The 2,609-nt window shown below is 38.0% G+C and carries 4 protein-coding genes; all 4 read right to left on the bottom strand.

The genetic code is table 11. From position 1 onward, the window contains the following. Positions 1–145: 145 nt before the first annotated feature. The 4 genes from D6734_08725 to D6734_08710 are packed head-to-tail and all read right to left on the bottom strand — an operon-like array spanning position 146 to position 2,543. Complete coding sequence (locus D6734_08725) at positions 146–343, bottom strand: hypothetical protein (protein ID RMF94030.1); 198 nt, start codon at positions 341–343, stop codon at positions 146–148. Beyond that, the gene (locus D6734_08720) at positions 312–1,622 is read right to left on the bottom strand and encodes a DNA polymerase IV (GenBank protein ID RMF94029.1); all 1,311 of its coding nucleotides are present in this window, start codon (positions 1,620–1,622) and stop codon (positions 312–314) included. The genes D6734_08725 and D6734_08720 overlap by 32 nt, the downstream gene beginning before the upstream one ends. A gap of 53 nt (positions 1,623–1,675) precedes the next feature. Beyond that, the gene (lexA, locus tag D6734_08715; GenBank protein ID RMF94028.1) at positions 1,676–2,323 is read right to left on the bottom strand and encodes a repressor LexA; all 648 of its coding nucleotides are present in this window, start codon (positions 2,321–2,323) and stop codon (positions 1,676–1,678) included. Positions 2,324–2,342: 19 nt separating this feature from the next. Continuing rightward, on the bottom strand, positions 2,343–2,543 hold the full coding sequence (locus D6734_08710) for a hypothetical protein (protein ID RMF94027.1): 201 nt from the start codon (positions 2,541–2,543) through the stop codon (positions 2,343–2,345). Between the last annotated feature and the right edge of the window lie 66 nt (positions 2,544–2,609).

The raw sequence follows: 2,609 nt of genomic DNA, 5'->3' as shown, positions 1-2,609 counted from the left end.
GAATAAATTAATTATAGATTTAAAAGACGATGTAGCTGCCATTGAAATATCAGGCAAATATGAAAATAATATGGCCACAAAATTCAGGGAAAATCCAAACAAATAATAGATTTTTCCTCTTGTAGGTGTAAAAAAGATTTTTCATTCAGAAAATCCCCCCCCCCCCACTTCTTGATATTTTACCTTGAAGGATAGCTAAGTAAAAGCCATGGACATTATCTAAATCTTTGGGAAAGATGTGAATTTGCTGTATCTCTCTTTGAAAATGACAAGAAAAGCCAAAAGCAGACTTGACCCCTTTTCCCCTTTTATTAAATTTTGAGATTAAACACAGGGATTCCAATATGCTGCCTTTTATTTTCTCCTTTGAAAATCACTTTCTTACGCAAAGCAATATCGCCTCTGTCTCCCTTATGCTGTCTTTTATGGGCAGGAAGTGATGAGCAGTGAGTCACCGTATGCTTGCCGAATTTTGAGGATAATTCGTCAACAGCAGAATAAACTCTTGCCATCTTCTCAATCTTTGAAACATCATCAAAAAGCGTATATTGGATGCTCGCCTCAGGCACCAATGACGCAAGAACAACACCTGTGGAGCGGTAGAGTTTCCCTTTTTTGTACAGATATAAAAATCCTTCTCTAAGAATATTCATAAGCTCAGAAGGATAGGCTGAGTGTCTACTGAGTTTCAGCTCGACTGCCCTATCTTTGAAATTCTTCTCCCGTAAAAAAATTATAATCCGTCCTGCCGCAAGATGGTGCCTCCGAGCTTTTATGCAGGCGTTTTCAAGATTTTTGGAAAGTTGGGCAAAAACAAACTCTTCGTCTCCTGACGGAGGCGTAAATGTTTTAGTTTTGCTAATAGATTGATAATCGTGCCTTTCTTCATTTATAACAGGATAAACACTTATCCCCCTCAACTCATTCCATACTTCATAAAATGGTTTTGAAAGGTTTTTCCTTACAAACCCCTCATCTCTACGCGCAAAATCGAGGGCAGTAAAAATTCCAAATTTTTTGAGGAATGCAGATGTGTTAGCTCCTATCCCCCACACTTCTTCTATAGGAAGCTTTGCAAGATAATGGTGTATTTCTTTTCCCGGTATAACCGTAAGCCCTGCAGGCTTTTTATGCTTCGATGCTACTTTGGCAAGCACCTTTGAAATGCTCACCCCCACAGAAACCGAAAGTCCAAGCTCTCTTGTGATAGTCTTCTGAATATTTGCGGCAATCTCACCGTAAGGCCCATGATACTTTCTTCTAAGTCCTGTCAAGTCAACAAATGCCTCATCGATGGAATACTCTTCAACTATTGGAGAAAAACGCCTAAGTATTTCAAAGATTCTAACTGAGAAAAGACTATATGTTTCATAATCAGAAGGAAGAATTATCGCATTTGGGCAAATTTTTTTGGCTTGAGACACAGTCATTCCTCTCTTGATGCCATACGCCTTTGCCTCATAGCTTGCCGCGGCAACTATTCCCCTCTCTTTTCCTGTAATAACCGGTTTGCCCCGAAGACGCGGATTTACGGACTGCTCACAGGAAGCAAAGAAGGCATCTGCATCAATATGCATTATACCTCTTGGCCAAGAATAGATTGAAAGCGGCTCATCATTCATTTTCATAAATAAAATATTGGAAAAAGATAACTAAATTTGTTGGCAAGAAATAGTCATTTATACTTTCTGACAACAGCAGTAACTACTCCTCCAATACGAAGTTCATTTTTCGGTTTTATAGGTTTATATCTCGGATTTGCGGCAACAAGAAACACACTATTGCCTCTTTTCTTCAAATACTTCATCGTCCACTCTCCATCTACCTCTGCAATAACTATATCTCCGCTTTTAGGAATCCTCCCCTTGTCTACTATCACCATATCTCCGGGAAGTATTCCGGCGCCCGACATTGAATCTCCTGAAACTTTAAGCAAAAATGTTGCTTCGCGATTATCTATCAAAAGCTCATCGAGAGAAATATTGTCTGCCAACTCTTCTTCCGCAGGGCTGGGAAATCCCGCCTCCACTGTGCCAAGCATCTTAAGTGGAGATTTCATCACAGGATTAGGAATCAATCTTCCCTTTGTATCTTTTTTTAACACTTTCATATCTTCGAGTCTCTTTACAAGTTTTGAAACAGCATTTTTTGATTTTATACCGCTTATCTGTGCAATCTCCGAAAAACTTGGCATTCTTCCCTCGCGTTGATAAAAATCAGATATTTTTTCAGCTCTCGATTTGATTTTCTCTAAATCAGGTTTTTTGGGCATAGAAATAATATAGGTGAACGATTGTTCACTGTCAAGAAAAAAAATCAACAATAAAAAGATTTTGAAATTATCAACTGTCTCTCTTCTGCATGGATGGACATGGGATATCTCCGTAAGAGCAAAAAACACAGCAGTCACCCTCTTTGGGTCTTAAAACTCTGCCGCAACCTTTGCATTCATAAAAAAATAGACAGGAATCAAGAGGCATTTTCTCTTTTTCTTTATACCCGCATTCAGGACAAGTAATTGTAGATTCTAATTTTATCTTCATATCTACTTTCCAAAAATCAACATTTTTACAACTTTCTAATAAAGTTTAAAAAAAATTGTTTTTTAT

It is taken from the genome of Candidatus Schekmanbacteria bacterium (assembly GCA_003695725.1).
Lineage (GTDB): Bacteria > Schekmanbacteria > GWA2-38-11 > GWA2-38-11 > J061 > J061.
This window is presented reverse-complemented; position numbering and strand designations above follow the sequence as displayed.